The organism is Brevibacterium sp. SIMBA_078, from assembly GCF_046534565.1.
Lineage (GTDB): Bacteria > Actinomycetota > Actinomycetes > Actinomycetales > Brevibacteriaceae > Brevibacterium.
Genome location: NZ_JAWRYQ010000136.1, coordinates 1 through 295, shown reverse-complemented (window position 1 = coordinate 295; position 295 = coordinate 1). Strand labels below are relative to the sequence as shown.

The window sequence follows — 295 nt, the reverse complement described above, 5'->3', positions numbered from 1 at the left end:
ACCACCAATCACGATATTATTATTCCAAACGGTGATATCACCACCAGTGCTACTATCAATTATAGCTCGCTGCCCAATCGCCGTGTCGATATCACACTTGGTATTGGTTATGACGCTGATATTAAAACAGCTAAAGATATTATGATTAAACTGGCTACTGATAATCCATTGTCATTCGCTGATCCAGCACCTATTGTTCGAGTTACTAACCTGGGTGACAATTCAGTCGACCTAACGCTCAATGTTTGGACCACAAATGACGATTGGTGGAGCATGCAGTGTGATTTGTTAGAGC

1 pseudogene is annotated in these 295 nt (G+C 41.7%); it reads left to right on the top strand.

The features are described from left to right. Positions 1-295, top strand: a pseudogene (locus tag SB749_RS19185) (hypothetical protein); the annotation flags it as partial.